Source organism: Denitratisoma sp. (assembly GCA_032027165.1).
Classification (GTDB): Bacteria; Pseudomonadota; Gammaproteobacteria; order Burkholderiales; family Rhodocyclaceae; genus Desulfobacillus.
The window spans coordinates 1,987,774-2,012,166 of record JAVSMO010000001.1; the positions used below are offsets into that span (position 1 = coordinate 1,987,774).

Annotated in this window: 31 protein-coding genes; 6 read left to right on the forward strand and 25 right to left on the reverse strand. The window is 67.7% G+C overall.

Annotated elements, in window-relative coordinates:
• Positions 1-60 precede the first annotated feature (60 nt).
• Together ROZ00_09725 and ROZ00_09730 are read left to right on the forward strand one after the other, a co-directional pair.
• The gene (locus ROZ00_09725; GenBank protein MDT3736493.1) at positions 61-651 is read left to right on the forward strand and encodes a helix-turn-helix domain-containing protein; all 591 of its coding nucleotides are present in this window, start codon (positions 61-63) and stop codon (positions 649-651) included.
• Entirely contained in the window at positions 629-1,048 is a 420-nt protein-coding gene (locus ROZ00_09730) for a hypothetical protein (protein ID MDT3736494.1), read from the forward strand. Before ROZ00_09725 ends, ROZ00_09730 begins: the two co-directional genes overlap by 23 nt.
• A gap of 68 nt (positions 1,049-1,116) precedes the next feature.
• Here ROZ00_09730 and ROZ00_09735 read toward each other — a convergent pair whose 3' ends face one another.
• Together ROZ00_09735 and ROZ00_09740 are read right to left on the reverse strand one after the other, a co-directional pair.
• Positions 1,117-4,320, reverse strand: a complete 3,204-nt coding sequence (locus ROZ00_09735) for an efflux RND transporter permease subunit (GenBank protein ID MDT3736495.1) — start codon at positions 4,318-4,320, stop codon at positions 1,117-1,119.
• Between the two features lie 99 nt (positions 4,321-4,419).
• Positions 4,420-5,409 carry an efflux RND transporter periplasmic adaptor subunit gene (locus ROZ00_09740; GenBank protein ID MDT3736496.1) on the reverse strand — a complete coding sequence of 330 codons (990 nt, stop codon included), beginning with the start codon at positions 5,407-5,409 and terminating at the stop codon, positions 4,420-4,422.
• Between the two features lie 274 nt (positions 5,410-5,683).
• On the opposite strand from ROZ00_09740, the gene gdhA reads away from it, so the two are divergent.
• Together gdhA and ROZ00_09750 are read left to right on the forward strand one after the other, a co-directional pair.
• A complete protein-coding gene (gdhA, locus tag ROZ00_09745; protein ID MDT3736497.1) occupies positions 5,684-7,027 on the forward strand; it encodes an NADP-specific glutamate dehydrogenase in 1,344 nt (447 codons plus the stop codon).
• Between the two features lie 89 nt (positions 7,028-7,116).
• A complete protein-coding gene (locus tag ROZ00_09750; protein ID MDT3736498.1) occupies positions 7,117-8,151 on the forward strand; it encodes a thioredoxin fold domain-containing protein in 1,035 nt (344 codons plus the stop codon).
• Between the two features lie 12 nt (positions 8,152-8,163).
• Here ROZ00_09750 and ROZ00_09755 read toward each other — a convergent pair whose 3' ends face one another.
• The 4 genes from ROZ00_09755 to ROZ00_09770 all read right to left on the reverse strand — a co-directional run bounded on the left by ROZ00_09755 (position 8,164) and on the right by ROZ00_09770 (position 12,034).
• Positions 8,164-9,435: an FAD-dependent oxidoreductase gene (locus tag ROZ00_09755; GenBank protein ID MDT3736499.1), complete on the reverse strand. Its 1,272-nt coding sequence runs from the start codon at positions 9,433-9,435 to the stop codon at positions 8,164-8,166.
• Positions 9,436-9,563: 128 nt separating this feature from the next.
• Positions 9,564-10,856 (reverse strand): MFS transporter, encoded by a 1,293-nt coding sequence (locus ROZ00_09760; protein ID MDT3736500.1) that lies wholly within the window; start codon positions 10,854-10,856, stop codon positions 9,564-9,566.
• A complete protein-coding gene (locus ROZ00_09765) occupies positions 10,849-11,391 on the reverse strand; it encodes an arsenate reductase ArsC (GenBank protein ID MDT3736501.1) in 543 nt (180 codons plus the stop codon). The genes ROZ00_09760 and ROZ00_09765 overlap by 8 nt, the downstream gene beginning before the upstream one ends.
• Positions 11,392-11,401: 10 nt before the next feature.
• Positions 11,402-12,034, reverse strand: coding sequence for a Crp/Fnr family transcriptional regulator (locus ROZ00_09770; protein ID MDT3736502.1), 633 nt, complete (start codon positions 12,032-12,034; stop codon positions 11,402-11,404).
• Between the two features lie 73 nt (positions 12,035-12,107).
• On the opposite strand from ROZ00_09770, the gene ROZ00_09775 reads away from it, so the two are divergent.
• A complete protein-coding gene (locus tag ROZ00_09775) occupies positions 12,108-12,608 on the forward strand; it encodes a hypothetical protein (protein MDT3736503.1) in 501 nt (166 codons plus the stop codon).
• Position 12,609: 1 nt separating this feature from the next.
• Here the strand turns inward: ROZ00_09775 and ROZ00_09780 are convergent, their stop codons facing one another.
• The 12 genes from ROZ00_09780 to ROZ00_09835 form a co-directional block, all read right to left on the reverse strand.
• Positions 12,610-13,110: a heme-binding protein gene (locus ROZ00_09780; GenBank protein ID MDT3736504.1), complete on the reverse strand. Its 501-nt coding sequence runs from the start codon at positions 13,108-13,110 to the stop codon at positions 12,610-12,612.
• Between the two features lie 37 nt (positions 13,111-13,147).
• Positions 13,148-13,765: a cytochrome c gene (locus ROZ00_09785; protein MDT3736505.1), complete on the reverse strand. Its 618-nt coding sequence runs from the start codon at positions 13,763-13,765 to the stop codon at positions 13,148-13,150.
• Between the two features lie 2 nt (positions 13,766-13,767).
• Positions 13,768-14,715, reverse strand: a complete 948-nt coding sequence (locus ROZ00_09790) for a rhodanese-like domain-containing protein (GenBank protein MDT3736506.1) — start codon at positions 14,713-14,715, stop codon at positions 13,768-13,770.
• A gap of 16 nt (positions 14,716-14,731) precedes the next feature.
• Positions 14,732-14,917: a hypothetical protein gene (locus tag ROZ00_09795; protein MDT3736507.1), complete on the reverse strand. Its 186-nt coding sequence runs from the start codon at positions 14,915-14,917 to the stop codon at positions 14,732-14,734.
• Positions 14,918-14,937: 20 nt separating this feature from the next.
• Positions 14,938-15,216, reverse strand: a complete 279-nt coding sequence (locus ROZ00_09800) for a hypothetical protein (protein MDT3736508.1) — start codon at positions 15,214-15,216, stop codon at positions 14,938-14,940.
• Positions 15,213-15,500, reverse strand: coding sequence for a hypothetical protein (locus tag ROZ00_09805; GenBank protein MDT3736509.1), 288 nt, complete (start codon positions 15,498-15,500; stop codon positions 15,213-15,215). Before ROZ00_09805 ends, ROZ00_09800 begins: the two co-directional genes overlap by 4 nt.
• On the reverse strand, positions 15,500-16,432 hold the full coding sequence (locus ROZ00_09810) for a hypothetical protein (GenBank protein MDT3736510.1): 933 nt from the start codon (positions 16,430-16,432) through the stop codon (positions 15,500-15,502). The genes ROZ00_09805 and ROZ00_09810 overlap by 1 nt, the downstream gene beginning before the upstream one ends.
• Positions 16,432-16,710 (reverse strand): hypothetical protein, encoded by a 279-nt coding sequence (locus ROZ00_09815; GenBank protein MDT3736511.1) that lies wholly within the window; start codon positions 16,708-16,710, stop codon positions 16,432-16,434. The genes ROZ00_09810 and ROZ00_09815 overlap by 1 nt, the downstream gene beginning before the upstream one ends.
• Positions 16,711-16,807: 97 nt before the next feature.
• Complete coding sequence (locus tag ROZ00_09820; protein MDT3736512.1) at positions 16,808-17,020, reverse strand: hypothetical protein; 213 nt, start codon at positions 17,018-17,020, stop codon at positions 16,808-16,810.
• 3 nt (positions 17,021-17,023) lie between these two features.
• Entirely contained in the window at positions 17,024-17,329 is a 306-nt protein-coding gene (locus ROZ00_09825) for a sulfurtransferase TusA family protein (protein ID MDT3736513.1), read from the reverse strand.
• Positions 17,330-17,350: 21 nt separating this feature from the next.
• Positions 17,351-17,977, reverse strand: a complete 627-nt coding sequence (locus ROZ00_09830) for a YeeE/YedE thiosulfate transporter family protein (protein MDT3736514.1) — start codon at positions 17,975-17,977, stop codon at positions 17,351-17,353.
• 2 nt (positions 17,978-17,979) lie between these two features.
• A complete protein-coding gene (locus ROZ00_09835; GenBank protein ID MDT3736515.1) occupies positions 17,980-18,594 on the reverse strand; it encodes a YeeE/YedE thiosulfate transporter family protein in 615 nt (204 codons plus the stop codon).
• Between ROZ00_09835 and ROZ00_09840 the strand changes: the two genes are divergently transcribed.
• Entirely contained in the window at positions 18,593-18,931 is a 339-nt protein-coding gene (locus ROZ00_09840; protein MDT3736516.1) for a ribbon-helix-helix domain-containing protein, read from the forward strand. The genes ROZ00_09835 and ROZ00_09840 overlap by 2 nt on opposite strands.
• Here ROZ00_09840 and ROZ00_09845 read toward each other — a convergent pair.
• From ROZ00_09845 to ROZ00_09875, 7 genes are all read right to left on the reverse strand, one after another.
• Positions 18,928-20,193, reverse strand: coding sequence for a hypothetical protein (locus tag ROZ00_09845; protein ID MDT3736517.1), 1,266 nt, complete (start codon positions 20,191-20,193; stop codon positions 18,928-18,930). The two genes, ROZ00_09840 and ROZ00_09845, sit on opposite strands and share 4 nt — an antisense overlap.
• Before the next feature lie 76 nt (positions 20,194-20,269).
• Positions 20,270-20,674, reverse strand: coding sequence for a hypothetical protein (locus ROZ00_09850; protein MDT3736518.1), 405 nt, complete (start codon positions 20,672-20,674; stop codon positions 20,270-20,272).
• A 128-nt stretch (positions 20,675-20,802) separates the two neighbouring features.
• Entirely contained in the window at positions 20,803-21,036 is a 234-nt protein-coding gene (locus tag ROZ00_09855; GenBank protein ID MDT3736519.1) for a thioredoxin family protein, read from the reverse strand.
• The gene (locus ROZ00_09860) at positions 21,030-22,457 is read right to left on the reverse strand and encodes a permease (protein ID MDT3736520.1); all 1,428 of its coding nucleotides are present in this window, start codon (positions 22,455-22,457) and stop codon (positions 21,030-21,032) included. Before ROZ00_09860 ends, ROZ00_09855 begins: the two co-directional genes overlap by 7 nt.
• 1 nt (position 22,458) lies before the next feature.
• Positions 22,459-23,526 (reverse strand): ACR3 family arsenite efflux transporter, encoded by a 1,068-nt coding sequence (gene arsB / locus ROZ00_09865; GenBank protein MDT3736521.1) that lies wholly within the window; start codon positions 23,524-23,526, stop codon positions 22,459-22,461.
• Positions 23,527-24,024 carry an arsenate reductase ArsC gene (locus ROZ00_09870; GenBank protein MDT3736522.1) on the reverse strand — a complete coding sequence of 166 codons (498 nt, stop codon included), beginning with the start codon at positions 24,022-24,024 and terminating at the stop codon, positions 23,527-23,529.
• A 3-nt stretch (positions 24,025-24,027) separates the two neighbouring features.
• Complete coding sequence (locus ROZ00_09875) at positions 24,028-24,360, reverse strand: metalloregulator ArsR/SmtB family transcription factor (GenBank protein MDT3736523.1); 333 nt, start codon at positions 24,358-24,360, stop codon at positions 24,028-24,030.
• Positions 24,361-24,393 lie beyond the last annotated feature (33 nt).

Below are 24,393 nucleotides of genomic sequence, written 5' to 3' on the forward strand. Positions count from 1 at the left end.
GGGGGAGGATTCCCGCAAATAACGTGCTATTTATTGGCACGATCATGCTAGAATCTGGACATGTCAATTGCCTCCGCCCTTTTTTCCGACAGCCAGACCCGCGTGCTGCGCTGGCTGTTCGGCCAGCCGGATCGCGGCTTTCACCTGAGCGAGCTGCGCCGCCTGTCCGGCCTGGGCAGCGCTTCGCTGCAACGGGAACTGAACCGCCTGGCCGAAGCGGGGCTGGTGCAATCCGAGCGGGTCGGCAACCTGCGCCGCTTCCAGGCCAATCCGCACAGTCCGGTATTCGGCGAGCTGGTGGCGCTCACGCGCAAGACGCTGGGGGCGGAGCCCCTGCTGCGCGAGGCGCTGCAGCCGCTGCTGCCCGACCTGCAGGGCGCGTGGATCTTCGGCTCGGTGGCGAAGCAGACCGACACGGCGCAAAGCGACATCGACGTGATGCTGGTCGGCAAGAACCTGTCGCTCGCGAAAGTGCTGGAGCTGCTGCTGCCGGTGGAGGCGCAGCTCGGGCGCAAGATCAATCCGACCTGCTACACGCCGGCCGAATTCGCGCGGCGCCGCGCCGAAGCCGATTCGTTCGTCAATCGCGTCCTGGCGCAACCTGTCCTGCCTTTGATCGGAGCACTGCATGAATCTTCCCGCGCTGGATAATCTGGTGCGCATCGGCCAGCTCAAGGCCGAGCCGCGCAACGTGGCCGAGGTCGAGCGCATGTTGGCGATGGCCAGGAGCCGGCTGGTCGATGCGAAGCAGACCAACATCTCGCTCGAAGGACGCTTCACCAGCGCCTACAACGCCGCGCATGCCGCGGCCCTGGCCGCCCTGCGCTGGCATGGCTACCGCAGCGAAAATCGCTTCACAGTGTTCCAGTCTCTCACGCACACCCTCGACTGGCCGGCGCCCCGCTGGCGGGTGCTGGATGCCGCCCACCAGAAACGGAACATGGCCGAGTACGAGGGTTTCCTTGAAGTGGAGGAATCCGCGATCGTTGAGCTTTGCGGGGTGGTGGCTGATCTGATCGGGGATGTGGGGAAGCTGGTTGGGAAGTAGACGGCCCCTCGTCCTGGCCCTCTCCCCCGGCCCCTCTCCCGCACGCGGGAGAGGGGAGGAGATGAAAGTCAGTCCGCGCGGGACGGCGCGGCGATGCGGTTCTTCATCGCGGCGTAGTAGAGGACGGGGATCACCACCAGCGTCAGCAGCGTCGAGACGAAGATGCCGAAGATGAGGCTGATGGCGAGGCCGTTGAAGATCGGGTCGTCGAGGATGAAGATGGCGCCGATCATGGCGGCGAGACCGGTCAGCGCGATGGGCTTGGCGCGGATGATGCCGGCCTGGATCACGGCCTCGGCGAAGTCCATGCCGCCGGCGACCTGCTCGTTGATGAAGTCCACCAGCAGGATGGAGTTGCGCACGATGATGCCGGCCAGCGCGATCATGCCGATCATCGAGGTGGCGGTGAACTGGCTGCCGAGCAGGGCGTGGCCGGGCATGACGCCGATGATGGTGAGCGGGATCGGCGCCATGATGATCAGCGGCACCAGGTAGCTCTTGAACTGTGCCACCACCAGCAGGTAGATGAGGATCAGGCCGACGGCGTAGGCGAGGCCCATGTCGCGGAAGGTCTCGTAGGTCACCTGCCACTCGCCGTCCCACTTCAGCGCATAGCCGGCGTAGGGGTCCTTCGGCTGCTTGATGAAATATTCGCCGAGCGTGCCGCCCTGCTCGAGGGCCATGCCGTTCACCTTGCTGCGGATGTCGAACATGCCGTACAAGGGTGAATCGAGCTTGCCGCCCATGTCGCCGACGACGTACACCACCGGCAGCAGGTCCTTGTGGTAGATGGCCTTCTCGCGCAGGGCCTGGCGCACCTCGACCAGCTCGGAGACCGGCACCATGCGGCCGTCCCTTGCGCGCACCGTGAGCTTGAGCAGCGAGTCGAGCGCGTTCTGCTTCTCCGGGGCGAGGGTCACGCGCACCGGGATCTCGTACTTGGCGTCCTGCGAGTGGGCCGGCGTGACGTTCTCGCCGGCCAGCCCCATGCGCACCACCTCGACGATATCCTTCTGCGCGACGCCGAGCAGCGCGGCCTTGCTTTGCGAGACGCGCAGCACGAACTTCTGCGCGTCGGCCTGCACGGAGTCGTCGACGCCGACGATGTCGGCGGTGCCCTCGAAGGCCTTGCGCACCTCTTTCGCCACGGCGATCTGGCCGGCGTAGTCGGGGCCGTACACCTCGGCGACGATGGGCGAGAGCACCGGCGGGCCGGGCGGCACTTCGACCACCTTGGCGTTGCCGCCGTGCTTTTTCGCGATCGCGGCGATGCGGTCGCGCACGGAGACGGCGATCTCGTGGCTCTGCCGGTGGCGGTGCTTCTTGTCGACGAGGTTCACCTGGATGTCGCCCAGCTCGCTTGATGCGCGCAGGTAGTACTGGCGCACCAGGCCGTTGAAGTTGATCGGGCTGGCGGCGCCGGCGTAGGCCTGGTAGTCGGTGACCTCTTCCACCTGGGCGATCTCGGCGCCGATCTCGCGCAGGACGCGGGCGGTGTCTTCCAGCGGCGTGCCGGCCGGCATGTCGAGCACGACCTGGAACTCGCTCTTGTTGTCGAAAGGCAGCATCTTCAGCACGACGAGCTGCACCACGGCCAGCGACACCGAGACGGCGATGGCGGCGAAGATGCCGAGCCAGAGCTTGCGGCGGGCGGCGCGGCCGGTGCGCTCGTCGAGGAAGGGCGTGACGTACTTGCGGAAGAGCGGCTCGAGCTTGGCCGTGACCTTGTCGGGGCCGTGCGCGGCGTGACTGCCGCCATGCTTGCCGCCGAGCAGCTTCAGCGCCAGCCAGGGCGTCACCACGAAGGCGATGGCGAGCGAGATGAACATGCCCATCGAGGCGTTGATGGGGATGGGGCTCATGTAGGGGCCCATCAGGCCGCTGACGAAGGCCATCGGCAAGAGTGCCGCGATGACGGTGAAGGTGGCGAGGATGGTCGGGCCGCCGACTTCGTCGACCGCCTTCGGGATGATCTGCCAGAGGTGCTTGTCGGGTTCGAGCTGCTGCCAGCGGTGGATGTTCTCGACGACGACGATGGCGTCGTCGACCAGGATGCCGATGGAGAAGATCAGGGCGAACAGCGACACGCGGTTCAGCGTGAAGCCCCAGGCCCAGGAGGCGAACAGCGTCGCCGCCAAAGTCAGCGTCACCGCCACGCCAACAATGACGGCCTCGCGCTTGCCGAGTGCAAACAACACCAGCAGCACCACGGCGCCGGTGGCGAAGACCAGCTTGCCGATCAGCTTCTGCGCCTTGTCGGTGGCGGTGGCGCCGTAGTTGCGCGTGACGGTGAACTCGACGCCCCCGGGGATCACCGCGCCCTTCAGCGCCTCGGCGCGTTTGATGACGGATTCGGCGACGTCGGCGGCGTTGACGCCGGGCTTCTTGGAGATCGACAGCGTGACGGCCGGGAATTCCCCATCCTTGTTGCCGTGCCAGACGTACTGCGACGGCTGGTCGGCGCCGTCGTCGATGCGGGCCACGTCGGACATGAACACCGGCTTGCCGGCGTCGACGCCGACCACCAGGCGCTTCACGTCGGCGGCGGTTTCCAGATAGGTGCCGGTCTCGACGAGGATCTCGCGGTTGCCCGAGACCAGATTGCCGGAAGGCTGCAGGGCATTCGAGAGCTGCAGCGCGGCCTTGATGTCCTGCGCGGTGATGCCGTGCGAGGCCATGCGCTCGGCGTCCATCGCCACGCGGATCACGTGGCCGGGGCCGCCCAGCGTGACGACGTCGCGCGTGCCGGGGATGCGCTTCATGTCGATCTCGACGGCGCGCGCCACCTGCTGCATCTCGAAGGCGGCGCGGGCGGGGTCCTTCGTCCAGAAGGTCAGCGTGACGATGGGCACGTCGTCGATGCCCTTCGGCTTGATGATGGGTTCGCCGACGCCAAGCTGGGGCGAGACCCAGTCGCGGTTGGAATTCACGGTGTCGTAGAGGCGCACCAGCGCCTGGATCGGGTCTTCGCCGACGACGTACTGCACGGTGATGACGGCCATGCCGGGGCGCGAGACGGAGTACACGTGCTCGATGCCGGCGATGCGCGAGAGCACCTGCTCGGCCGGCCGCGCCACCAGGTTCTCGACGTCGCGCGCCGAGGCGCCCGGGAACGGCACGAAGACGTTGGCCATCGTCACGTTGATCTGCGGCTCTTCCTCGCGCGGCGTCACCAGCACGGCGAACAGGCCGAGCAGGAAGGCGATCAGCGCGATGAGCGGCGTCATCTGCGAGCGCTGGAACAGTTCGGCGATTTTTCCGGAGATGCCCATTCGTCTTCCGTCAGGAATAAAAGGAGCGCAGGGACGGGATCAGAGGAAGGAGGAGGGAGGAAACCCCTGCCCCGTTTGAATCCCTGCGCTCACTAGCTTTTACGGTGCAGGGCGAGCAGTAATGCCCGCCTTGACCGGATCGAGTGCGACCTTTTCGCCGGCGGAGAGTCCCGCCAGCACTTCATGGAAGCCGCCGGCCAAGGGCTCGGAGAGCCGCACCTGGCGCAGGCGCGCCGCGTTCTTCTCGTCGATGACGTACACCGCCGTCACCTCGCCCCGGCGCAGCACGGCCGCGGCCGGCACCAGCAGCTTCTTCGCTTTGCCGGTGACGAAGTGGGCGCGGGAGAAGATGCCGGGAATGATGCCGGGCTGGTTGTCGGGCAGATACACGCGCGCCGTCACGCTGTGGGTGCGCGGGTCGGCCGAGGGGAAGACTTCGACTTTCGCCGCGTCGATCCACTTGCCGCTCTCGGGGAATTCGATCTTCGCGCGCAGGTTGGCGCGCACTTCGGCCAGCTTGTACTGCGGGATGCTGGCGCTGACGCGCAGGCCCTTCGGATCGTAGACCGTGATGAGCGGCTTGCCGGGCACGGCCATCTCGCCGGCCTCGGTGTGGCGCTGGGCGACGAAGCCCGTCAGCGGCGAGACGATGCTGGCGTGGCTGGCGGCGGCACCCGCGGCGCCGGAACCGGCCTGCGCCGCACGGTAGTCGGCCTCGGCCTTGTCGAGGGCGGCCTTGCTGATGAACTTCTGCGCGTGGAGGTTCTTGGTGCGCTCGTAGTTGGCTTTCGCGTTGGCGAGCGTGGCCTGGCTGGCGGCGTAGCCTTCGGCGGCTTCGCGCGCATCGATGCGCATGAGGAGCTGGCCCTGCTTCACGGCGTCGCCGGCGTCGGCGCGCACTTCCATGACGCGGCCCGGCACCTGGGCGGCGATGGTCGCCTGCTTCACCGCCTCGACGACGGCCTCGGCGGGATAGGTCAGCTCGATCTCGCGCAGCTCGACCGTGGCGGTGGCCAGCGGCACGGACTGGGCAAAAGTCAGTCCCGGCAGCACGGCGGCCAGCAGGAGGAAGGCAAGTTTGGATGGCATGCGAGAAAACATGAACGTTATATTAGAGTTTTCTTATATTGATGTCAACGACCACGACTGTTTCCACAGTAGCATTTCCCGAGAACAATAAAATCAAGATGTTGTCAAAAAGCCGCCGTTTCAGGTGCGCGGCCCAATGCACCATTTTGGTGAACATTGCCGGCAATTGCACCAATAGGGTGCATATGGGCGTTAAAATTCCTCCCCCGCGGCGGCTGGGGGCATGCGGTACCCGCCCGGATTTCGATTTTCACTCATATTTGTGGAGAGTTTCATGAAATACAAGAATCTCGACGACTTCATGGCGTATGTCGAGGCGCGCGATCGCAACCAGCCCGAGTTCCTGCAGGCCGTGCGGGAAGTCATGGGCAGCCTGTGGAACTTCATCGAGCACAACCCCCGCTACGCCGACGCCGCGCTGCTCGAGCGCCTGGTCGAGCCGGAGCGCGTGATCCAGTTCCGCGTCTCCTGGGTGGACGACCGCGGCGAAGCGCACACCAACCGCGCCTTCCGCGTGCAGCACAGCTCGGCCATCGGCCCGTTCAAGGGCGGCATGCGCTTCCATCCCTCGGTGAACCTGTCGATCCTGAAGTTCCTCGCCTTCGAGCAGACCTTCAAGAATGCGCTGACCACGCTTCCGATGGGCGGCGGCAAGGGCGGCTCGGACTTCGATCCGAAGGGCAAGAGCCGCAATGAAGTGATGCGCTTCTGCCAGGCGCTGATCGTCGAGCTCTACCGCCACCTCGGCCCGGACACCGACGTGCCGGCCGGCGACATCGGCGTCGGCGGCCGCGAAGTCGGCTTCATGGCCGGCATGATGAAGAAGCTCTCCAACAACGCCGCCTGCGTGTTCACCGGCAAGGGCATGTCCTTCGGCGGCAGCCTGATCCGACCGGAGGCCACCGGCTACGGCCTGGTGTACTTCGTCGACGACATGCTGAAGACCCGCAAGGAAGGCTTCGAGGGCAAGACGGTCTCGCTCTCCGGCTCGGGCAACGTCGCGCAGTACTCGGCGGAGAAGCTGATCGAGCTCGGCGCCAAGGTGGTGACGGTTTCCGACTCCGGCGGCACGGTGTACGACAAGGCCGGCATGACCCGCGAGAAGCTCGATGCGCTGATGAGCATCAAGAACGACCATTACGGCCGCGTCGACGAGTTCGCCAAGAAGTTCGGCCTGGAGTACCTGCCCGGCAGGACGCCGTGGCACATCCCGGTCGACATCGCCCTGCCCTGCGCCACCCAGAACGAGCTGAACGGCGAGGACGCCAAGCTGCTGGTGAAGAACGGCGTGAAGTGCGTGGCCGAAGGCGCCAACATGCCGTCCACGCTGGAAGCCGTCGAGGTCTTCATCAAGGCCGGCATCCTCTACGCACCGGGCAAGGCCAGCAACGCCGGCGGCGTCGCCACCTCCGGCCTGGAGATGACGCAGAACGCGCAGCGCCTGCCGTGGGTGCGCGAGGAAGTCGACGGCCGCCTGAAGGGCATCATGCACGAGATCCACAGAAACTGCGTGCAGTACGGCAGCGGCAAGGATGGCTTCATCAACTACGTCGACGGCGCCAACATCGCCGGCTTCGTCAAGGTCGCCGATGCCATGACCCAGCAGGGCATATACTAGGCACGACGCGCTTCGATCGTCCGGGCATCCGCGAGGGTGCCCGGATTCCGCTTCGCTACCTTCACCTTCGCGCGTCCCGGGAGACAACGATGCGCGCGATCTTCATACCGCTTCTATTGCTGACCGCCCTCGCCGGCCCGACGGCGATGGCGGCCGATCCGCCGGCCGCGCTCGCGCCGGGCATGGTCAATCCCGGCTTCCACGAGCCGCCGGCGTGGTTCAAGGAATCCTTCCTCGACCTGCGCGACGACGTCGCCGAGGCGGCGAAATCCGGCCGCCGCCTGATGCTGTATTTCTACCAGGACGGCTGCCCCTACTGCGCCAAGCTGCTGCGCGAGAACTTCGGCGAGAAGGCCATCGCCGACAAGACGCGGAAACATTTCGACACGATCGCGGTGAACCTCTGGGGCGACCGCGAGGTGACCGACCTCGCCGGCAGGACGACGACGGAAAAGGCCTTCGCCAAGGCCCTGCGCGTGCAGTTCACGCCGACCCTGCTGATGCTCGACGAAAAGGGCGCCACCGCGCTGCGCCTGAACGGCTACGTGCCGCCGCACCAGTTCCACGCCGCGCTCGACTACGTCGGCGGACGCCTGGAGAAGGGCCAGTCGTTCACCGATTACCTGCTGGTGCGCGCGCCCGAGCCGGCGAGCGGAAAGCTGCACGAGGCGACCTGGCTGTTGAAGCCGCCGCTGGACCTGTCGAAGCGCGACGGCCGGCCGACGCTGGCGCTCTTCGAGCAGAAGGTGTGCGCCGGCTGCGACGAGATGCATGCCGAGGGCTTCCCGCGGCCGGAGGTGGCGGCGCTGCTGAAGCGCTTCCGCGCCGGGCGGGTGGACATCGCGGCAAACGAGGCGGTGAAGACGCCGGACGGGAAGCGGCTGCCGATGCGCGAGTGGGCACGGCAGCTGAAGATCGTCTACACGCCGAGCTTCGTCTTCTTCGACGCGGCCGGCAAGGAAGTCTTCCGCATCGAGGGCTACCTGCGCCCCTTCCACCTCGCCTCCTCGCTCGACTACGTGGCGTCGGGCGCCTACAAGAAGCAGCCGGAATTCCAGCGCTTCATCGAGGCGCGCGCCGCGGCGCGGCGCGCGCAGGGCGAGAAGATCGAGCTGATGAAATAAGGCTCGATCCGCTCAGCGCTTGACCTTCATGATGCCGAGCGCGCCCATCACCATCTTCTCGAAGACCGGCTCGGAAGAGCCCTTCTTCATCTTGCGCATGAAGTACTTCTCGAAGGCGATCTTGGCGAGGTGCACCCATTTGCCCTCGGAGAACCAGTTCACGTTGCGCGGCGGAATCTGCGGCAGGGCGACGAAGGCGACGCCGGTGTCGCCGAAGTCGGCCAGGCACACCGCGTTCCAGGTGGCCTTCTCGTAGGGCTCCTTGCCGTCGAGCTCGGCGCGGATGTTGTGCACCGTGGCGGTGACCATCGACTCGATCATGTAGCCGGTCTTCGGCACGCCGGTGGGCACCGGCGTCGGCTCGGGCGGGGCGATGGCGATGCAGACGCCGACCGAGTAGATGTTCTTGTACTTCGGGTTGCGCTGGTGCTGGTCGACGACGATGAAGCCGCGCGGGTTGGCCAGGCCCTCGATGCCGAAGACGGCGTCGACGCCCTTGAAGGCCGGCAGCATCATCGAGTACTTGAAGTCGAGCACGTGGTCCTTCTTCGGCGTGCCGTCGTCGTTGTGCTCGGTGACGTACATCTTGCCGGCCTCGACCTTGGTGGTCTTGGCGTTGCAGATCCACTTGATGTGGCGGTCGCGGAAGATCGACTCCAGCATGCCTTTCGAGTCTCCGACGCCGCCCAGGCCGAGGTGGCCGATGTAGGGCTCGGCGGTGACGAAGGTCATCGGCACCTTGTCGCGGACCTTGCGGCGGCGCAGGTCGGTGTCCATGATCGCGGCGTACTCGTAGGCGGGGCCGAAGCAGGACGCCGCCTGCACCGCGCCGACGACGATCGGGCCGGGGTCCTTGACGAACTCGCCCCAGGCCTTTTCCGCCGCGACGGCATGGTCGACGTGGCAGATCGACTGGGTGTGGCCATTCGGGCCGAGTCCCTCGACCTCGTCGAAGGCCAGCTTCGGGCCGGTGGCGATGACGAGGTAGTCGTAGTCCATCGTGCCGCCGTCGCCCAGTTCGAGCTGGTTCTTGTCGGGATGCACGCGCTTGACGCCGGCGGCGGAGAAATCGATCTTCTTGCGGCCGAGGATGGTGGCGAGGTCGAGCTCGATGTCGTCGCGCTTGCGCCAGTTGACGGCCACCCACGGGTTGGACGGGACGAAATGGAACGTCTTCGAATTCGATACGACAGTGATGCGGTCTTCCTTGCGCAGCGCCTCGCGCAGTTCGAAAGCCGCCGGCAAACCGCCAATGCCGGCGCCCATGATCACGACATGTGCCATCCAAGTCTCCTCATATAGTCTTTCTCGCCGGACCCGGCGGGTGGATCATTATCGTGCGCCCGTTTCGTGCGCCGCAATCGCGATTGCGATGGGCCGATAATGCAGCCTTATTGCTTCAGACCTGAAGCTTATTGCTGCCAGATGTTGCGGCAGCCGGTCTCGCGCACGAAGAACGTGGCGGCGGCGCCCAGCGCGGCGGCCCCGGCGAGGATGAGCAGGCCGGTGGCGTAGGCGGACGGGGCGTAGAGGCGCGCGCCCTCGGCCATGGCGCCGTCCCAGCCGCGGTCCATGGCCCAGCCGACGAGGGGCTGCAGGACGGCCGGACCGAGGAAGACGCCGACGTTCACCACGCTGGTGGCCATGCCGGAGAGCAGCGGCGGGTTCACTTCCTTGGCGCAGGCCCAGGACAGCGTGAGGCTGGCGGTGACCAGCCCCATGACGCCGCAGATCAGGTAAGTGAGCCCTAACGGCAAGGGGCCCGAGGCGATCCAGAGCCACCAGCCGAGAGCATGCAAAATGGCGCCGCCGACCATCAGCGGCTTGCGTTTGCCCATGCGATCCGAGATGCGGCCGATCACCGCGCAGCCGATGGCGAAGCCGATGAAATACACGCTGATGTGGTTGGAGGCCACCGCCCGCGTCATGCCGTGCACCTGGGTCAGGTAGGGCACGGCCCACAGGCCGGCGAAGGCGAAGAAGCTGCCGGCGATGCCGAGGTTCACGAAGAAGCCGGGCCAGGTGGCGGGGTTCTTCATGACCACGATCAGGTTACCGAGCCAGGCGGTGCGGTCGACCTTCGCTCCGTGCGGCGCGGCGGCGCGCTTCTCTCCCCGCTTCTCGCCCGGCTTGTCCTGCACGAGGAACCAGGAGGCGAGGCCGATGGCCAGCGAGAGGACGCCGACCACCACGAACACCGAGCGCCAGCCGGCGGCCTGCGCCGCCCAGGCGAGCGGCGCGCCGGCCGCCACCGAGCCGATGTTGCCGATGAACATCGCCGTGCCGGTGAGCGTGGCGAAGCGGTTCTCCTCGTACCAGACGGCGACGAGCTTGAGCATGGCGATGAAGGCCACCGAGACGCCGAGGCCGACCAGGGTGCGGCCGACGACGGCGATGTCGAAGGTCGGCGCCAGGCCGAAGAGCAGCGAGCCGGCACCGGCGACGATGCCGCCGAGGGTGAGGATCTTGCGCGGCCCCAGCGTGTCGGCGAGCACGCCGGTGGGGATCTGCATCACCGTGTAGACGTAGAAGTAGGTCGCCGCCAGCACGCCGAGCGAGGCGGCGCTGGTCTCGAAGGCGGCGGCGAGGTCGCGCGCGATGGCCGCCGGCGCGACGCGGTGGAAGAAGGACAGCAGGTAGGCGCCGATGGCGAGCAGCAGCACCGTGGTGCGCAGGCGTTTCTGCGATTCGGTCAGTTCAATCATCGTAGGTAAAAGTCAGTCCCTGCGGCACGGCGGCGGCGGCGCCGGCGCGGCCGATCTCGTCGAGATGGCGCTGCAGTTCGGCGCGCTCCATCGTCTCGAAGGACAGGCTGAGGAAGGTGAGGATGCGCTCGGCGAGCAGGGCGTAGGCCTTCATGAAGGCGGCGCGCTTGTCGTCGTCGCTGCCGGTCACGGCGGCCGGATCGTCGACGCCCCAGTGGGCGCGCAGGAAGTTGCCCGGCCACACCGGGCAGGTTTCATTGGCGGCGTTGCCGCACACCGTCACCACCAGGTCGAGCGCCGGCGCGCCCGGCGCGGAGAATTCGTCCCAGCGCTTGCTGCGCAGGCCGGCAGTCTCCAGTCCCTGCGCCTCCAGCAGTTCCAGCGCGAAGGGATTCACCTGGCCGGCCGGCTTGCTGCCGGCGGAGTAGGCGCGCACGCGGCCGCCGCCGAGGGCGTTGAACAGCGCCTCGGCGAGGATGCTGCGCGCCGAGTTGCCGGTACAGAGGACGAGGATGTTCCAGGGGCGGTCGCTCATGGCCCTTTAATCATAAACGCCTGCCGGGTTGACGCAACGTCAAGCGCGGCCCGTCGACGGCGAGCGTGCCCTCGTCCTGCAGCCGCGCCAGCGTGCGGTAAAGCGCCTCGTGGGTGAGGCCGAGCTCGGCCGCCCAGGCCTTGCGCGACTGGGCGAGCACGAGCGTGCCCGCCGTGCCCTCGGACTCGATGGCGTGCAGGATGCGCGCCTCGGCGCCGTGCAGGCTGAGGCGCTCGCAGCGGGCGCGCAGCCGGCGCACCTCGCGCGCGAGCTGCGCCATCCAGTCATTGCGGAAGGCCGCGTCGCCTTCCAGCGCCTCGCGAAACTCGCGGATCGGAAAGGCCAGCAGGCGCCCGTCGGCAGCGGCCACCCCGTCGCAGTGATAGGCCTTCGATTCCAGGCTGGCCTCGGCGAAGAAGCCGCCGCGGCTGCGCTGCAGCACCACCTCGCCCCCCGTGCGCGAGTGCCGCAGCAGGCGCACCTCGCCGTCGAGGACGCAGTACATCGCCTTCGGCCGGTCGCCCTGGCGGAAGAGCGTCTCCCCGGCGGCGAACGCGCGCAGGCGGGCGGCATCGCGCAGCGCCGGCGGAATGTGCGTCAGTTCGGGATGGTCGGCGGCAAGGACGGGCCAGTCGCTAATCATATGATCAGGATCATAACGCAGGCCGGGCCGCGCGCCCTACCCTGCCGGCTGTTTCAATCGAGGAGAAATTCACATGAACCGCGTTTTGATCGCCACGCTGGCGGCTGCGCTGTGCTTCGGCACCGCCCGCGCCCAGCAGCACGACCACGCCCTGCACATGCAGCACCATGCGCAGGCGGCAAAGACCGCGAAGGCCGCGCCGAAGGACGCCCGCCAGGCTGTTCATTTCCCGAAGACATTGCGCGAGCACACCCTGGCCAACATGCGCGACCACCTGCTGGCGCTGCAGGAAATCCAGGAGGCGCTGGCGAAGCAGGAATACGACCGCGCCGCCGACATCGCCGAGCGGCGCCTCGGCATGAGCTCGCTTCAGCTTCATGGCGCGCACGACGTGGCGAAGTACATGCCGAAGGGCATGCAGGAGGCCGGCACCGCCATGCACCGCAACGCCAGCCGCTTCGCCGTCGCGGCGAAGGACGCCGCCGCCACCGGCGACGTCAGGCCGGCGCTGGCCGCACTGGCCGCGACGACGGCGCAGTGCGTGGCCTGCCACGCGGGTTATCGGGTGAAGTAGTTCAGAGCTCCAGCGCGTCCTTGATGGCGGCGATGCCGGCGTTGGCGCATTTCTCGTCGATGTCGCCGCCGGGCGCGCCGGAGACGCCGATGCCGCCGAGGATGTTGCCGCCGCCCTCGATGAGGACGCCGCCGCCGACCATCACGACGTTGGGCAACTGGCGGATGCCGCTGGCCGGCTTGCCCGGCTGGGTCATCTCCGCCATGGCGGTGGTGCTGCTGCGAAAGCTCACCGCCGTCCACGCCTTGCCGATGGCGGTCTTCGGCGTGTGTGCGCCGGCGTAGCGGTCGCGCAGCATGACTTGCGCGAGGCCGGAGCGGTCGACCACCGCCACCGCCACCTGGTAGCCGCCGTCGCGGCATGACTTCAGCGCCGCCTGCGCGGCCTTCAGCGCCGTCTCCGGCGTCAGGGTGCGGATGTTGTAGGTGGCGTCCTGCGCGGCGGCACTGCCGGATGCCAGCGCAAGAACCAGTGCGGTACCAAGAACCGTTGTGCGTTTCATGCGTGCTCTCCTTTGCGTAAGTCCCGGCTGGAAAACTTCACCGGCGGCCGCCGGCCTTTCCGTTCTCATAATAAGCCAGCAGGGCAGCCAGTTCCAGATCGCTGAAGGGATTGCGCCAGGCGGTGCTGCGGTCGCCGCGCACGCCGATCAGCAGGCGCGCCGCGAATTCCTCGCGCGGCGTGCGCCTGGACTGCTCGAAGAGGTTGAAGGCCGGCAGCTGCGTCTCCGTCACCGGCGCCTCGTGGCAGCCGGCGCAGGCCTGGCGGTGGATGGCTTCGCCGAGGCGCAGCCGCTCCGGCGTGGCTTCGTTCGGCAGGAGCGCGCCGGCCGCGAAGGGATGCCGGTGCCTTAGCGTCTCCAGGCCGGCTTGCAGGGCGCGCCAGTCGCGCTTCGCCAGGGCCGCGCGCAGTGCGGGCACCGCGGCGGGATCGGCTTCGGCGCGGCGCATCAGGAGGGGCAGCGAGGACAGCGCGCCGGCCAGGCGGGCGCGCAGGCCTTCGCGGTGGAGCGGCAATTCGCCGGGCGACTGGATGCGGCGCACGTCGCCCGCCATGACTGCCAGTTCGGCGGCGAGGCGCCGTTGATGCTCGCCCTGCGCCGCGGCCGCGGTGGAAACCACCGCGGCCGCGAACGCCAGAACGAAACGCAACTTCACGGTCAGTTGAGCTTGACCTTCTGCTCCATGGCGCCTCCCTTGAGCATGGTCCACTCGAGCATCGAGCCGTCGTACATGCGCGCCTTCTTGTTGCCCATCAGCTCGCTGGAGACGAACCAGCCGACCGAGGCCCAGTGGCCGGAGTTGCAGAAGTTGATCTGCTCGCCGCTGGTCGGCACGCCGGCGACCTTGTAGAGCTGCTCGAGCTGCGATTTGTCGCGGAACTGGCCCATGCCGTTCACCGTCAGCCAGCCGTTGGGCAGGTTCTTGGCGCCGGCGAGCGTGCCGCTCTCGGTGGCCTTGGGATGGCGGTTGATGCCGACGAACTGGTCCTCGGGACGGTGGTCGACCAGCAGGATGCCTGAAGCTTTGGCCTTCTTGACGTCGTCCATGGTGACCAGCATCTCCTTGCGCAGGCTGGCCTTGAAGGACTTCGCCTCGGCCTTGGCCGCGCCGGCCTGCACCGGGTTGGCCTTGGTCTTGTCCTTCTCCTTGGTCCAAGCCGCCATGCCGCCGTCGAGAATGGAGACGTTGTCGTGGCCGAGCACCTTGAAGGTCCAGTAGACGCGGGTGGCGACGCCGACGTCGGTGGAGTTCATGCCCATCGGCACCAGCACGACGTGGGTGGCGTTGTCGATGCCGAGGGCGCCGATGTGGGCGACGAGCTTGTCGAGCTTCTCGGGGAACATGTCCGGCACCTTGTCGGCGGCGCGCTCCTCGCGCCAGCCGTCCTTGGCGTAGTTGCTGTTCACGGCACCGGGAATGTGGGCGCGCAGGTAGTCGGGCGGCGGCTGGAAATCCACGATGGCGAGGCCCGGCTTGCCGAGGTTGGCCTTCAGCCAGTCGACCGTCACCAGGGGATCGGCCGCCGTCGCCGCGCGCGCGGTCAGCAGGAGGAAGAGCATTCCCGCCATCAGTGCGCCCCATCTTGTCGCAAATAACGTCTTCATCCTTTGTCTCCTCTTCTCAGGTGGTAATCGTCAGATCGGAATCCAGGATCGCGTCGACGACGCGGTCCCAGGCTTCGTCCTCCATGTCCCGGCGCCGAAGGTCGATGGATTCGACGCGGTGCGCCGCCTCCATCCGCCGCATGGCGGCGATCACGGTCTGGGCGTCGGGGAACAGACCGGTATTCAGTTCGAGAATCTTCATCCCAGGGGGATTTCCTTCGGTCATAGGCTCAGTACGGCATCGGCGGCGGCGAAGGCCCGCGCCAGGCCGTCCGCATCCAGCAGCGGCAAGTCGTCCGCCATCGCCGCGACGGTGGTCTGCGGTTCGATGCCGGAGAGCTCCAGCAACTCGGCGTTGGCGGCGTTCTCGGCGCTCTCCTCCACCGGGCGGTCCATGAAGACCAGGCTCACGGCATGGCCGAAGATGGTCAGGCCGGCCGCCACGCGCATCGCCTCGGCGTGGTCGCGCCGGGCCAGCACCAGCAGTTTCTTCTCGCTCATAGACTGACCACCTTGCGCGCCTCGCCCATCAGGGCGCTGTTGACCGTCTGGCTGCCGAGCTCGGCCGGACAGGCTTCGTCGGCGCAGAAGCGGTGCCAGGATTCCTCGCACACCACGCTACGCGCGCCCTCCAGCGCCGCCCGCACCTCCGCGTCGCGCAGCGCGCGCACGCCCTCGTGGGTGAAGAAGGCGGCGAAGGCGCGGTTGCCGCGGCGGCAGGCGCGTGCCAGCGGCGCGAGAAATTGCGCACCGGCCTCGGTGCCGACGTGGAAGAGGATGTCCATCAGGCCGCCCTCCGTCGTGCGAACCAGCCGGCGATGAAGGCCGTGACGACGAGGACCAGCGTCACCGCGAGCAGCGCCGGCGAACGCGCGGCGCCGTCCTGCGGCGACTGACTTTTCTCCGCCGCGGGCTGCGCGCGCTCCGGATAGGACACGCTGTCGGCCGGCAGCGCGCCGGCGGCGGCCCACTCGGCCCAGCCTTCGGCATACAGCTTCGCCGCCACGCCGTGCCCGGCGCGCAGCAGGGTCAGGTAGGCGAAGCCTTCGAGGGCGTCGTGGGCGTAGGCGACCGGACTTCCTTCCGGCAGGACGGGGTTCTGCGCCCCGCGCAATTGCAGCGCCGGCAGGCTGATCGCGCCGGGCAGGTGGCCGCCGCGCGCGGCGCGCACCGTCTCGCCCCAGTATTCGTGCTCCGTGCGGCCGTCGAGCAGGAGCGGCTGCGGACGCTGCGCGCGCAGCTCGTCGCGCAAAAGCAGCAGTCCGTCGCGCATCGGCGCCGTAAAAACCGCCTCGCGGATCATGCCGCGGCTGCGGCCCGCTCCGGCGGCGGCGCCCTGCTCCAGCACGCGGCCGACGGGCTCGGTCAGCACGCGGACGCTGCGCTGGCCGGCGACATGCAGCAGGCCGGCGACGAAGTCGCGGGCGACCGCATCCTGGCCGGCCACCAGCACCGTTTCCTCGCCCGAGAGGCCGGCGGTGCCGAGCAGCCAGAGCAGGTCGCGCGCGCTGGGCAGGCAGTTGTGGGGCCCCAGGAAATCCGCCGCCGGCAGGCAGCGCGCGCCGGCGAGGCTCTTCGCGGCGCAGTCGGCTGACGGGCGCGCATCGATCACGACCAGGTCCGCTTCCGGCGGGACCGCGCGCACGTAGGCGAAGTCCTCCGCCGCCTGCGCGGGCAGCGCGGTCAGCAGCATGGCGAGGACGGCCAGGCGTTTCATCAGCAGCCGCCGAAGCGCTTGACGGCCGGCGAGGCGTCCCCGCCGCCGCCCTTCGGCGCGGGCGGATTCTCCATGTAGTAGCCGACCAGTTCGATGACGGAGACCTTGCCGAAGCCGCCGCCGATGTCGACGTCGGGCAGGGTCTCGGCCGGGGCCGGCTTCTTCATGGCCGCGACGGTTTCGTCCGGCAGCGCCGCGAGGCGGAAGCCGACCGCGCTCACCGCCAGCGTCACCGCCAGGGACACGCCGCAGAAAATCAGGCTCTCACGGTTCATCATGGCGGGGTTCCCTAGAGCGAATCGCTGAAGAAGGCCAGCGCCATCATGCCGAAGGCGACGCAGAACATGCCGATCTGGACGATCGTCTCGAAATCCATCAGCGTCCGCCTCCCTTGTAGTGGTTCACCAGGACTTCCAGCGGAATCGCCTCGCCGGTCGCCGGATGCGCCACCGGCGGCGACAGCAGCGGCACGCCGTCGCGCGTCACCTTCATGCTCTCCGGCGGCTTGACGTACACGAAAGTCAGTCCGCCCAGCACGGCGACGGCCGAGGCGGCGATGAGCAGGCGCATGGCGATGCGGGCGAACATGGCTCAGTCCTTCCGAATGTAGACCCGCCAGCAGGCCGGGTCCTTGATGGTTTCCAGGTGCGTCGCGTTGAGCTCGTCGCACATCGGCGGCAGCGCCTCGACCGAGGAGGGATTGTCCACCAGCACCTCGACGACGCCGCCCGAGGCGATCTCGTTCACCGCCTTCTTGGTCATCAGCTGCGGCCGCGGGCAGGAGTCGCCGCGGCAGTCGACGCGCCGCGCCACCTGCACCTTGCTGCCGTCGGACAGCACGGCCTCGCCGCCGGCGGCGGCTTCCTCGACCTTCTTCTTCGATCCGAACAGTCCCATCTTTTTCCTCCCAATTGATCGTCAGGCTTCCTGCCCGGCGGCTTCCTGCTGATGCTGCTCGTGTTTGGCGTGCTGCGCCCGCTCGCGGCGCAGGATGGCGCGGTAGATGGCGAACAGCACGGCCGACTGGATCAGGCCGAAGAAGATGGCCGGGATGCCCAGCTTGTCCTGCAGGGTGCGCGCGTTGGCGAAGCCGAGCTGCAGCGCCGGCAGGTTGGGCTCGCCGGTCATGCTCTGCGGCGCCGGCGGCCAGTAGTTCCACGACCAGACCAGCGAGAAAAGGAACATGCCGACGAAGGTGAACAAGAGCGCCCAGATTGCGCCGATGTTGCCCTCGCCCGCCTTGACCCACGTCGACACCGTGCAGGCGCCCGCCAGCACCATGCCGATGCCGAACAGGAACAGGCCGGCGAAGGTGTTGAGGCCGACGTCGAACTGCATCGGGTGGCCGGCGCCCACCGTCATGAAGCCGGTGAAGCCGATGGAGAGGATCATCATCGCCACCAGCAGCGCCTTGGTGTTGCGGTAGGTCTTGAACATGATGGCGTCGCGCAGCGCGGCGGTGTTGCAGAAGCGCGAGCGCTGCACCAGCAGGCCGACGATGGAACCGAACAGGAACGCGACGAGGCATTCGGCGACAGCGGACATTTTCAACCCTCCAGAATCTTCTTGTAGATCAGCGAACCGACCCAGGCGCCGGCGATGATGCCGGAGATGGCGAGGTAGCCGCCGAGGTTCATCTCCGCGCCCATGCCGAAGAAGGTCGACACGTTGCAGACGAAGGCGAGGCGGATGCCGATGCCCATCAGCAGGCCGCCGACGGTGATCATCAGCCACTCCGAGGCGCGCCGCGGCAGGCGCCAGTAGAACTCCTTGGAGAGCACCGCGCCGACGAAGGCGCCGAAGAACATGCCGAGGCTGATGTAGATCTTCCAGTAGTCGCCCTGCGGCGGGAACACCAGCTGCCAGAAGGGAATGCGCATCAGCTCGTCGCCGAGGAAGAGCTGGGCGACCAGGCCGGTCATCATGGTCTCGCCGCCGCCCACCGTCCAGGCGCCGAGGATGAGGAACAGGAAGATGTCCAGTATGGCGATCGCCGCCAGGGCGAACACCGGGTCCAGGGTCTTGCGGAAAAACTCCATCGTCTCCTCCACGCGCCGGTCTACGCCAACCGCCGCTCTTCTTGTATGCTGCACATGGTATTGGCCACGCCAAGTCGTGTGGTGGTAATTATTGCCAACTGCCCATCGCAAGGAAACAGGCATGAATATCTACTCTGAAATCAACGACGTGCTGGACCACATGTTCAACGCGTGCTCCACCTCGCAGATCAACGAATTCATTCCGGAGAAGCGCGGCTTCCGCATCCACGGCCACAGCACCACCATCTCGCTGGAGCGCGCCTTCTGGAACGTGCTCGACGACATGGCCAGCGAATCGAAGATGCCCCTGCCGCGCCTGATCGAGAAGGTGCACGACGGCTGCCTCGTCGCCAACGACAAGAACATCGCCTCCTGCCTGCGCGTGATCTGCCTGAAGTACCTCAACGTCTACAGCGGCTGCGCCCCGGCGGCGCGCGCCGAGTTGACGCGGGTGGCCTAGGCGGGCTTTCCCCCGCCGCCGCGCGTCAGCCGCGCGGCGATCCAGGTGACGGCGACCGCGACCGCCAGCAGGGCGAAAGCGACGCCGAGGCGGCTCAGCCATTCGGGCGCGAACAGCAGCAGCACGCCCAGTTCCAGCATCATCGTTCCCGACAGCAGTTTCAGCAGGCGGCCCTCGCGCTCGCCGAGCTTCCTCGCGCCCAGCGTGCGCGCGAAGACGACGACGATGGCGGCCAGCGGCAGCACGTAGATGAGGTTGTAGAAGGCGAGGTAGAGATAGCGCACGGCCGGCGACGGCTCGCCCAGGGTGAGGAGGCGCGTGTAGACCATCGGAAAGCCGGCGGTGCACAACAGTTCGTAGAAATTGGCGGCGACGGCGAGGAACACCGTGGCCACGAGCATCGCCGGCAGCTTGTCGGCGGCGAGGATGGCGCGGGCGCGGCGGAAGAGGTCGGGCTTTTTCGATTCCGGAATCGACAGGCTGACGCCGCGCCCGAACAGGAAGAAGTCCTTGACGTTCACCGCGCCGACGACGACGGCGAGCACACCCGCCGCCAGCGTCACCCAGGCGAGCTGGCCGAGCAGCTGGAAAAGGTTGAGCCAGGCCGCCATGAAGGCGAAGTACATCAGGCCGGAGAACAGCACGAAGATGCCGCCGACCGTGAGCATGCGCGCGCGGCTCTTCTGGTGCGCCATCATCGAAAGCAGGAACAGCAGCACGAAGAAAGCGCAGGGGTTGAAGGCGTCGAGGCCGGCCAGCGTGAGGGTCAGCAGCGGCAGCGACAGCGAGGCGGCATCGACCTCGCCGATGAGCGGCAATCTGAGCGGGGCCGGGTCGTGCGGACGCGGCGGCGCGGCGAGGGCGCGGCCTTCGCGGATCGCCGCCAGCGCGTCTGGGCAGGACGAGGCCAGGCAGCGCGCCGCCTGGCGGCGGATCTCGGCGCCGCTCGTCGCGTCGGTGTGGTAGCCGAGCGTGGCCCAGTCGCCGACGAAGATGAAGGGCACGCCGCCCTCCTCCACGCCGAGCGCCTGCAGCGCAGCCTGGAACAGCGCGCGGTTGGCCGCGTCGCGGCTGACCTCGTAGTCGCGCACGGCGATGCGCGGCTCCTCGGCGGCGAGGCGGGCGAGAAAGGCGCCGGCGTCCTCGCAGTGCGGGCAGCCGTCGGCGCGGAAGTAGTGGATGGTCAGCGAAGGCGGTTCGGCGGCGGTCGCCGGCGCAATCGCAACGAAGAACAGGAACACCAGCCGCAGCAGCAAGCGCATCCGAAAGTCAGTCTCCGCAGTACGGCGCATGAAAACGGCCCGCCAGGGGCGGGCCGTCAAAATGAAACGCCGTGTATTACTTGTAGAAGCCGCGCGCCTTCATGCGGTCGCAGGCGTTCTGGCGCGGGCCGCGCAGGGTCTGGCCCTTCTCCTTGGCGCGCGCTGCCATCTGCTGGTGGTGCTCTTCCTGGACGGCCTTGCATTCCTCCGGCGTCTTCGCCGCCAGCATCTTCTCGCGGTGGGCGGTGCGCTCTTCCGGCGTCATCAGGCTCCAGCCGGGCGTGTTGTCCTTGTTGAACTCGAAGCGCATGCCCCGGCCGCCGGGCCCCATGCCGCCCATGCCACCCATGCCGCCGCCGGGACCCATGCCCGGCCCCATGCCGCCGCCGGGGCCCATGCCCTGGCCGGGTTGTTGCGCGTGTACGGAAATGGAGAGCGAGGCGCCGAGCAGTGCCGTCATTGCGATCTTTGCAAGTTTCATGATGTGTTCCTTTCTGACCGTTGGGATGGACCGGCTGCTGCCTGCCGGCAATTTCTTGTTCTGCTGCTTCAAGATAGTCCTGTTTCGCTGAAAGTCCAAGCCGAACCCGGGCGCGACGCCGGAATGGCTTATGGCTTCAGCCAGCCGACGATCTCTTCCCGGCTCGGCATGCGCCCGGACACCTTGACCGCCTCGTCGATCACCAGCGCCGGCGTCGTCATCACCGGATAGGCCATGATCCTGTCCATCTCCCTGACGTGCTCGAAGGTCGCGTCGATTCCCAGCTCCGCAACCGCTTCGCGCGTGAGCTGCTCCAGCCGGTTGCACTTGGCGCAGCCGGTGCCGAGGATCTTGATCAGCATGGGCGTCTCCTTTCGATGAGGCGCAGGGCCAGCAGCAGCGCGGCGAGGCCGCCGCCGACCGTCAGAGCCAGCGCGGCGAAGGACATGCCGTCGACCCAGGCGCCGTAGGCCAGGCCGGCCGCGGTCGAGAACAGCGCGACGAGGCCGACGTAGGTCCACGCCTTGAGCTTGCCGATGATGGCCGAAGTGATGAGTATGCTCTGCAGCGAGAGTTCCGGGTCGGCCATCAGGTAGGCGATCAGCGGCCCCGGGTGCATGCCGAGCGAGAGGAACATCCTGGCGATCGGCACCTCGACCAGGGTCGGGAAGTACATGAAGACGCCGAAGACCACGCCCGCCAGATTGGCGAGCACGGTGTTGCTGCCGGCGATGGCCTGGATCCACTCGGGCTGGATGAAGGTCCGGATCACGCCGACCAGGAAGACGCCGACCACCAGCAGCGGAAAGATCATCTTCACGAAGCGCCAGGTTTCCCACAGCCACTGCTGCATGTCCCAGGCGTCGAAGCGGCGCGCCAGCGGCAGCAGCAGGCCGCACAGAACCGCGACGGCAAGCGTGCGCACGGTCACGGTGACGGCCAGTCCGTCGCCGCCGGCGCGCACGCCGAGGGCGGCGAACGCCAGCACGGCAAAAGTCAGTCCCAGCGACACGGCGGTGAGACGGTTGAAGCCTTCGTCGACCCTGCCCAGCCCACGCCAGGCCACCGCGCCGATCAGCCCGAGCAGGACGATCAGCGTCAGCCCCTGCAGGCTGAGGCCCTCGGCGCCCCGGAGTTCATCGACCGGCACCAGGCGGTCGAGCATCGCCTGCGCGGCGGCGGCGCCGTCCCAGGCCAGCGTGACGCGCGCCAGTTCGGCCTGCAGCCCGTCCACCTTCAGCGTGCCGGCGATGAGCAGGGCGACGAGGGTGCCGACGAACGCCAGGTTGCGGCGCGGAATGCCGCCGTCGGCGAAGGCTTCGGGCATGGGGCTGCGCGCCTTTTCGTCGCCGCGGAACAGCAGGGCCATCAGCAGGCCGATGCCGATGCCGAAGACGAGCGCCAGCAGGACGCGCGCGATGGCGAAGTCGGCGCCGAGTGCGACGCCCGTGTAGGACAGCGCGAGGATGTTGGCGGCCGGCGCGAAGAAGAGGAAGGTGATGGCCGGCCCCAGCCCGGCGCCCTTGCCGTAGATGCCGGCGAAGAGCGGCTGGACGGTGCAGGAGCACACCGCCAGCAGGCTGCCGGCGCCGGCGGCGGCGGGATAGGAAACATACTTCGGCGCATCCGGTCCGAGGAAGCGCAGGATGGACTGCTGCGGCACCAGCGCCGAGAGCGCGCCGGCGATGAAGAAGGCCGGCACCAGGCAGAGCAGGACATGCGCCGCCAGGTAGGCGGCGAGGCTGGCCAGGCCGCTTTGCAGCGCGGTTACGAGCAGTTCCAAATCAACCCCGCTCGTACCAGCCCTTGCTGGCGTTCACCACCTTGACGACCAGCAGCATCACCGGCACTTCGATCAGCACGCCGACCACGGTGGCGAGCGCCGCGCCCGATTCGAAGCCGAACAGGCTGATGGCCGCCGCGACGGCCAGCTCGAAGAAATTGCTGGCGCCGATCAGCGCCGAGGGACAGGCGACGCTGTGCTTCTCCCCTACCGCTCGGTTGAGCCAATAGGCCAGCGCGGAATTGAAGAAGACCTGGATGAGGATCGGCACCGCCAGCAGCGCGATAACGAGCGGCTGCGAGAGGATGGCCTGGCCCTGGAAGGCGAACAGCAGCACCAGCGTGGCGAGCAGGGCCGAGATCGACCACGGGCCGAGCTTCGCCATGGTCGCTTCGAAGTGCGCCTGGCCCTTCGTCAGCAGCGCGCGGCGCCAGAGCTGCGCCAGCGCCAGCGGAATGACGATGTAGAGCACGACGGAGGTGACCAGCGTGTCCCACGGCACGACGATCGCCGAGATGCCGAGCAGCACCCCGACGATGGGCGCGAAGGCGAAGATCATGATGGTGTCGTTCAACGCCACCTGCGAGAGCGTGAACAGCGGATCGCCGTTCGTCAGCCGGCTCCAGACGAAGACCATCGCCGTGCACGGCGCCGCGGCGAGCAGGATCAGGCCGGCGATGTAGCTGTCGATCTGCTCGGCCGGCAGCAGCGGGGCAAACAGGTGCCGGATGAACAGCCAGCCCAGCAGCGCCATGGAGAAAGGTTTGACCAGCCAGTTGACCACCAGCGTGACGCCGATGCCGCGCACGTGCTTGCGCACCTCGTGCAGCGCGCCGAAATCGACCTTGACCAGCATCGGGACGATCATCACCCAGATGAGCAGTCCGACGGGCAGATTGACCTGCGCGACTTCCATGCGGCCCAGCGCCTGGAACGGCGCCGGCAGGAACTGGCCCAGCGCGATGCCGGCGACGATGCAAAGGAATACCCACAGCGTCAGCCAGCGCTCGAAGAGGCTCATTGGCGCATGGGCCGAGGCCTTCACCGCGATTTCACATTGCGCGCTCATTCATTTTTCCTCGTGGATGCGGCGGGCGGCGGCGATCGCCTCCTCGCGGCTCAGGGTTTCCAGCGGCAGGGCGAGGAAGGCCTCGACGCGCCGCCTGAGTTGTTGGTAGGCCGTCTCGAAGGCGACGCGCCGTGCCTCGATGGGCTCGACGTGCGCCGGATCGGGAATGCCCCAGTGCGCCGTGGCGGGGTGCCCCGGCCAGACCGGGCAGGCTTCGTTCGCCGCGTTGTCGCAGACGGTGAGGATGAAATCGAAAGTGAGTCCGCCCGGCACGGCGAACTCGTCCCAGGACTTGCTGCGGGCGTCCGTCATGGCGATGCCGTGCTGCTTCAGCGTCTCCAGCGCGACGGGATTCACCCGCCCGGTCGGCTTCGAGCCGGCGGAAAAGGCGTGCACCCGGCCGCCGCCGAGATGGTTGAACAGCGCCTCGCCGAGGATGCTGCGGGCGGAATTGCCGGTGCACAGCACCAGAACATTGAAGGTTCGATTTGCCACGATCGGTCAGGATGCTGTGGTTTTCTTGCGCCTGGCCCTGGCGGGTGGGCACGGCCTGCCGCCGCAGCAGTTCTCGGTGAGGAAGCCGACGATGCCGTTCATCGCCTCGAAGTCGGCGGAATAGAAGATGAAACGGCTCTGCTGGCGCGCCTGCACCAGGCCGGCGCTGGCCAGCTGCGCCAGGTGGAAGGACAGCGTCGCCGCCGGCACGCCGAGCCGCGCGCCGATGTCGCCGGCGCACAGCCCTTCCGGACCGGCCTCGACCAGCAGGCGGAAAATCGAAAGGCGGGTTTCCTGGGCCAGTGCGCCCAATGCCGTGACGGCCGATTTCATTTCCATATTTCTATTATCATCGAAATGACAGACCGGGAT

Excerpts from the sequence above, each read along its gene's own strand:
- ROZ00_09725 (MDT3736493.1), top strand. The coding sequence starts at position 61 with ATGTCAATTGCCTCCGCCCTTTTTTCCGACAGCCAGACCCGCGTGCTG.
- ROZ00_09730 (MDT3736494.1), top strand. The coding sequence starts at position 629 with ATGAATCTTCCCGCGCTGGATAATCTGGTGCGCATCGGCCAGCTCAAG.
- ROZ00_09735 (MDT3736495.1), bottom strand. The coding sequence starts at position 4,320 with ATGGGCATCTCCGGAAAAATCGCCGAACTGTTCCAGCGCTCGCAGATG.
- ROZ00_09740 (MDT3736496.1), bottom strand. The coding sequence starts at position 5,409 with ATGCCATCCAAACTTGCCTTCCTCCTGCTGGCCGCCGTGCTGCCGGGA.
- gdhA (MDT3736497.1), top strand. The coding sequence starts at position 5,684 with ATGAAATACAAGAATCTCGACGACTTCATGGCGTATGTCGAGGCGCGC.
- ROZ00_09750 (MDT3736498.1), top strand. The coding sequence starts at position 7,117 with ATGCGCGCGATCTTCATACCGCTTCTATTGCTGACCGCCCTCGCCGGC.
- ROZ00_09755 (MDT3736499.1), bottom strand. The coding sequence starts at position 9,435 with ATGGCACATGTCGTGATCATGGGCGCCGGCATTGGCGGTTTGCCGGCG.
- ROZ00_09760 (MDT3736500.1), bottom strand. The coding sequence starts at position 10,856 with ATGATTGAACTGACCGAATCGCAGAAACGCCTGCGCACCACGGTGCTG.
- ROZ00_09765 (MDT3736501.1), bottom strand. The coding sequence starts at position 11,391 with ATGAGCGACCGCCCCTGGAACATCCTCGTCCTCTGTACCGGCAACTCG.
- ROZ00_09770 (MDT3736502.1), bottom strand. The coding sequence starts at position 12,034 with ATGATTAGCGACTGGCCCGTCCTTGCCGCCGACCATCCCGAACTGACG.
- ROZ00_09775 (MDT3736503.1), top strand. The coding sequence starts at position 12,108 with ATGAACCGCGTTTTGATCGCCACGCTGGCGGCTGCGCTGTGCTTCGGC.
- ROZ00_09780 (MDT3736504.1), bottom strand. The coding sequence starts at position 13,110 with ATGAAACGCACAACGGTTCTTGGTACCGCACTGGTTCTTGCGCTGGCA.
- ROZ00_09790 (MDT3736506.1), bottom strand. The coding sequence starts at position 14,715 with ATGAAGACGTTATTTGCGACAAGATGGGGCGCACTGATGGCGGGAATG.
- ROZ00_09795 (MDT3736507.1), bottom strand. The coding sequence starts at position 14,917 with ATGAAGATTCTCGAACTGAATACCGGTCTGTTCCCCGACGCCCAGACC.
- ROZ00_09800 (MDT3736508.1), bottom strand. The coding sequence starts at position 15,216 with ATGAGCGAGAAGAAACTGCTGGTGCTGGCCCGGCGCGACCACGCCGAG.
- ROZ00_09805 (MDT3736509.1), bottom strand. The coding sequence starts at position 15,500 with ATGGACATCCTCTTCCACGTCGGCACCGAGGCCGGTGCGCAATTTCTC.
- ROZ00_09810 (MDT3736510.1), bottom strand. The coding sequence starts at position 16,432 with ATGAAACGCCTGGCCGTCCTCGCCATGCTGCTGACCGCGCTGCCCGCG.
- ROZ00_09815 (MDT3736511.1), bottom strand. The coding sequence starts at position 16,710 with ATGATGAACCGTGAGAGCCTGATTTTCTGCGGCGTGTCCCTGGCGGTG.
- ROZ00_09820 (MDT3736512.1), bottom strand. The coding sequence starts at position 17,020 with ATGTTCGCCCGCATCGCCATGCGCCTGCTCATCGCCGCCTCGGCCGTC.
- ROZ00_09825 (MDT3736513.1), bottom strand. The coding sequence starts at position 17,329 with ATGGGACTGTTCGGATCGAAGAAGAAGGTCGAGGAAGCCGCCGCCGGC.
- ROZ00_09830 (MDT3736514.1), bottom strand. The coding sequence starts at position 17,977 with ATGTCCGCTGTCGCCGAATGCCTCGTCGCGTTCCTGTTCGGTTCCATC.
- ROZ00_09840 (MDT3736516.1), top strand. The coding sequence starts at position 18,593 with ATGAATATCTACTCTGAAATCAACGACGTGCTGGACCACATGTTCAAC.
- ROZ00_09835 (MDT3736515.1), bottom strand. The coding sequence starts at position 18,594 with ATGCCTGTTTCCTTGCGATGGGCAGTTGGCAATAATTACCACCACACG.
- ROZ00_09845 (MDT3736517.1), bottom strand. The coding sequence starts at position 20,193 with ATGCGCTTGCTGCTGCGGCTGGTGTTCCTGTTCTTCGTTGCGATTGCG.
- ROZ00_09850 (MDT3736518.1), bottom strand. The coding sequence starts at position 20,674 with ATGAAACTTGCAAAGATCGCAATGACGGCACTGCTCGGCGCCTCGCTC.
- ROZ00_09855 (MDT3736519.1), bottom strand. The coding sequence starts at position 21,036 with ATGCTGATCAAGATCCTCGGCACCGGCTGCGCCAAGTGCAACCGGCTG.
- arsB (MDT3736521.1), bottom strand. The coding sequence starts at position 23,526 with ATGAGCGCGCAATGTGAAATCGCGGTGAAGGCCTCGGCCCATGCGCCA.
- ROZ00_09875 (MDT3736523.1), bottom strand. The coding sequence starts at position 24,360 with ATGGAAATGAAATCGGCCGTCACGGCATTGGGCGCACTGGCCCAGGAA.